We start from the raw sequence: 4,349 nt of genomic DNA, 5'->3' as shown, positions 1-4,349 counted from the left end.
CTCGCTTCCCGGTCGAGCCCGGTCAGGAGCTCAGGTCGGCACGCAGGTCGGCACCCAGGTCGGTCCTCAGCGTGGTGAGGAACGTGTCGAGCACGCCGTCGCCCAGCTTCACCGGAGCGACGCCCCACCGGTTGTCGGGCGGGGTCACGAGCACCTTCGCGGCCGAGGTGGCCGAGGCCTGCGCCCGCGCGAGGAGGGCGTCGCGCGCGACCGTGTCGCCGTCGACGTCGGCCTGGGCAGCGTCGAGGGTGGCGACGAAGGCGTCACCCCACAGGTCGTCGGCGTCGAGCCAGGGCTTCGCGTCGGAGAGGAACCCCGGGTCGACGTCGGAGGACGCCAGGGTCTCCGGGATCGCGGCGACGAGCTCGGCGCGTCGGCGCAGCCCGTCGATCGCGCCCTGCCGGTCGCCGGCCTCCCAGCGCCCCCAGAAGGTGGCGACGTCGGCCGCGAGCGCCGGCGCCTGCGGCTGCCACGGTGCACCGAAGCTGGGTGCCAGGTGGTTGAGGTCGCCGAACGCGAGGAGCGCGTCGACGGCCTGCTGGTCGTCGTGGGCGAGGTAGCGCATGGCCTCGACCCAGCTGCGGTCCCGGTCGTAGCCGCGGTCGTGCCAGGCGAAGTCGAGCATGCCGAAGACGGCGACCTTGCTGGCCGAGGCCTGGTTCATCGGGTTGGACACGAGCCCCGCGAGGTGGTCGGACAGTCCCGGCTCGCGCTTGTCGTAGGGCGCGAGCAGGAGGCGGCCGCTGGTCTGTCCGTAGTCGTTCACCGGGTAGTTGTCCCAGAGGAACGTGGGGCCGCCGAACACGGTGTCGGCCTCGACTGCCTGGGCGACCGAGATCGACTGTGGCACGACGTCGTTGCCGGTCCACATGACGACGATGTCGTCGTCCATGGTGCGCAGCGCGGCCTTGTACGGCGACTCGGTGGTGTTGTAGTACTCGGTCGGCACCATCTGGAGGGGTCGGGCGCCCTCGTGCGTCTCGATCCAGCCCTGCTGCACCCGGGTGAGGAAGTCGGCCTGGGCGCGGCCCGCGGCGGCCGGTGACGGGGCGCCGTAGGCGGCGCGGTCCGCGTCGCAGGCCCAGCGCGAGTAGTCGATGTCGTCGAGCGGCACGTTGAAGGCGCGCACGCCCACGTCGTACAGGGCCTGGAACTTGGTCTCCAGGGCGGCCAGGTCGGCGTTGCTCGAGTAGCAGATGCTGTTGCCGGGGGAGAGGGCGAACGTGAAGCGGACGTGGTTCGCGGTGGCGGCGTCGACGAGCTCCGCGAGCTCGGCGAGCTTGTCCGCGGGATAGGGCTCGCGCCACCTCTCCCGGTGGTACGGGTCGTCCTTCGGCGCGTAGACGTAGGTGTTCGCCTTGAGGTCGCCGTAGAACGCCATCTGGTCGAGGCGTTCGGCGGGCGTCCACGGCTGGCCGTAAAAGCCCTCGATGGTGCCGCGCAGCGGCATGGACGGGTAGTCCTGGATCGCGGCACCGGCGATGCGGGTGTCGCCGTCCTGGGTGACGAGGAGCTGTTCGAGCGACTTGACGGCGTAGAACTGCCCGGCCGCGTCGGTGCCGGCGAGCGCGACGGTCCCGACGCGGCCTCCAGCACCCCGGTCGACACGGAGGGCGTAGCCCTCGGCGTGGTCGGGGACGTGCACGTCTGCGAGCGCGGCCCGCAGGTCGGGCCGGGCCGCGTCGCCGAGCAGGATCTGCAGCGGGGCGCGGCCGTGCGCGGTCGCCGCGTCCGGTGCGGTCAGCCGGACCTGCTGCACGCCGTGGGCGCGCAGCGCCCGCACCAGGGCGTCGCGTGCGGCGGGGTCGGTGTCGTCGCCGACGACGACGCCGACGGTCCCGGTGAGCGGGACGTCGCGCCCTGCGCGCCACATCTGCTGGGGAGCGGGGCTCACGACCGGAAGGTCGGCAGCGGTGGCGCTCGCGGGGGAGGTCGGGGCGGCCGCGGGCGCCGTCCGGGGCGTGGCGGCTGCGAGGGAAGGTGTCGCCACGGTCGCCGCGGCGAGCAGTGCCACGGAGAGGAGGCCCGCCACGGTGCGGGGTCTCAGGGGCATGGTCATGGAAACCTCCATTGGTCTAGACCAGAACTGATAACGCTGTCAGCGCCGATCGCCCCTGTCAACAGATGACCCGGCGTGGCGTGAGCCGTGTCACACGAGGAATTACGCAACGAAGGGATGACGAATATCGACCCGAAGGTTAGCCTCACCTATGTGAGTCAGACCTTGGTTCCGTCGACGCCCACCGTGCTCGCGTCCCGGCCCGCCGCCGCGCTGGCCGGGACAGGCCTGCGGCTTTCCTACGACCGCCGCACCGTCGTCGACGGCGCCGCGATCGAGCTCCGACCCGGCGCCGTGACGGCGCTGCTCGGCCCGAACGGCTCGGGCAAGTCGACGCTGCTGCGCTCCCTCGCGCGACTGCACCGCCCGGACGCGGGCAGCGTCACCCTCTCCGAGGCCGCGGACGGTGCGGGCACGACCGACGCGCTGGCGCTGCACCCGAAGGACTTCGCGCGCCGCGTCACGCTGCTCTCCCAGAGCCACCCGACACCCAGCGGTGTCACCGTGCGCGACGTCGTCGCCTACGGCCGGCACCCGTATCGCGGCCGCTTCCGCTCCGCCGACGCCGACGGCCCGCGCGCGATCGCGCACGCCATGGCCGTCACGGGCGTGGCCGAGATGGCCGACCGCGGCGTCGACGAGCTCTCCGGCGGCGAGCTGCAGCGCGTCTGGCTCGCGACCTGCCTCGCGCAGGACACCGGTGTGCTGCTGCTCGACGAGCCCACGACCTACCTCGACCTGCGCTACCAGGTGGAGCTGCTCGACCTGGTGCGCGACCTCGCGGCCGAGCACGGCGTGGCCGTCGGCGTCGTCCTGCACGACCTCAACCAGGCCGCCGCCGTCGCCGACCACGTCGTGGTGCTGCACCGCGGTGAGGTGCGCGCCTCCGGCCCCGCCGCCGAGGTGCTCACGAGCGAGCTCCTCACCGAGGTCTACGGCATCCGCGTCGACGTGACCACGCACCCGGACACCGGCCGCACCCGCTGCGAGGCCGTCGGCCGGCACACCGCCCGCACCTGACGCCAGGCCCGCCTCCCCAGACCCTCCCGCCCCACCCGCCGGCGCCGCGCCGACGGGCCCTGCGCGCCCGTCCACGGCGCGCCGAGACGAAGGACACCGAGACACCCATGCGCATCCCCACCCGCCCGCTGCTCGCCGGCGCCACCGCCGCCGTGGCCACGTTCGCCCTCGCGGCGTGCGGCACCACCGAGGACCCGGCGGCGCAGGCGGCCCCCGAGTCGTCGGCCGCGAGCGGCCCCGTCACCTACACCGACGAGCGCGGCGAGCACACCCTCGACGCCCCCGCCACCGACGTGGTCTCGCTCGAGTGGGGCCTCACCGAGAACCTCGTGGCGCTCGGCGTGCAGCCCGCCGGGCAGGCCGACGTGGCCGGGTACAACACCTGGGACACGGTCGCCCCCATCGACGAGGGCACGCCGGACGTCGGCACCCGCGGCGAGCCCAGCCTCGACGCCATCTCCGCGCTCGAGCCCGACCTCGTCGTCACCACCACCGACCTGCCCGAGAACGTCATCAAGCAGATCGAGAAGGTCGCGCCCGTCCTCGCGCTGCGCGGCTCCGACGGCGGCGACCCCCTCGGCTACATGAAGGAGACGGTGACCACCCTCGGCGAGGTCACGGGCACGCAGGACGCCGCGGCGTCCGCGCTCGAGGACTTCGACGCGAAGGTCGCCGACGGCAAGAAGGCCCTCGAGGCGGCAGGCCTCGGCGGCGCCGAGTTCGCCATGGCCGACGGCTGGATCGCCAACGGCACCGTGTCCGTGCGCATGTACACCCCGGGATCGTTCTTCGGCGCGCTCGGCGAGGCGGTCGGCCTCAAGGACGCCTGGACCGAGGGCGGCGACCCCGACTACGGGCTCGCGCAGACCGACGTCGAGGGCCTGACCCAGCTCGACGACGTGAAGTTCGTGTACGCCGCCAACGACTCCGAGGCCGACCCGTTCGCCGACGGCCTCAAGGACAACAAGGTCTGGGAGCAGCTGCCGTTCGTCGCCGCCGGCGACGTGCACCGCATCCCCGACGGCATCTGGATGTTCGGCGGCCCGCTGTCGGGCGCCGCGTACATCGACGCGCTCGTCGACGCGCTCGCCTGACCGCCCCACCATGTCGGTGACCGCCTCCCCGCCGTCCGCCGCCCCCGCCACCGCGCCGGGGCGGCGGGCGGCGCCCGTCCGCGTGGCCGCGGCGTTCGGCCTGGCCGTCCTCGCGGTCCTCGTGCTGTCCGCCGTCCACCTCGCCCAGGGCACGGCCGACGTCGGCGCGCTGGACG

Annotated in this window: 3 protein-coding genes; 2 read left to right on the top strand and 1 reads right to left on the bottom strand. The window is 73.8% G+C overall.

The window, feature by feature from the left end; translation table 11 throughout:
- Positions 1 to 22 precede the first annotated feature (22 nt).
- Positions 23 to 2,059, bottom strand: a complete 2,037-nt coding sequence (locus ACFT55_RS19225) for a beta-N-acetylglucosaminidase domain-containing protein (RefSeq protein WP_380245453.1) — start codon at positions 2,057 to 2,059, stop codon at positions 23 to 25.
- Between the two features lie 153 nt (positions 2,060 to 2,212).
- Between ACFT55_RS19225 and ACFT55_RS19220 the strand changes: the two genes are divergently transcribed.
- On the top strand, positions 2,213 to 3,079 hold the full coding sequence (locus ACFT55_RS19220) for an ABC transporter ATP-binding protein (protein WP_380245452.1): 867 nt from the start codon (positions 2,213 to 2,215) through the stop codon (positions 3,077 to 3,079).
- A gap of 107 nt (positions 3,080 to 3,186) precedes the next feature.
- Positions 3,187 to 4,173 (top strand): ABC transporter substrate-binding protein, encoded by a 987-nt coding sequence (locus ACFT55_RS19215; RefSeq protein ID WP_380245451.1) that lies wholly within the window; start codon positions 3,187 to 3,189, stop codon positions 4,171 to 4,173.
- Positions 4,174 to 4,349 lie beyond the last annotated feature (176 nt).

This window comes from Isoptericola sp. NPDC057191, assembly GCF_042670225.1.
GTDB lineage: Bacteria > Actinomycetota > Actinomycetes > Actinomycetales > Cellulomonadaceae > Isoptericola.
The sequence above is the reverse complement of the archived record's forward strand: the minus strand, read 5'-3'. Positions and strand labels throughout refer to the sequence as shown.

What these genes read in the sequence shown, in the direction of transcription:
- ACFT55_RS19225 (WP_380245453.1), bottom strand. Translation starts at nt 2,059, where the DNA reads ATGACCATGCCCCTGAGACCCCGCACCGTGGCGGGCCTCCTCTCCGTG.
- ACFT55_RS19215 (WP_380245451.1), top strand. Translation starts at nt 3,187, where the DNA reads ATGCGCATCCCCACCCGCCCGCTGCTCGCCGGCGCCACCGCCGCCGTG.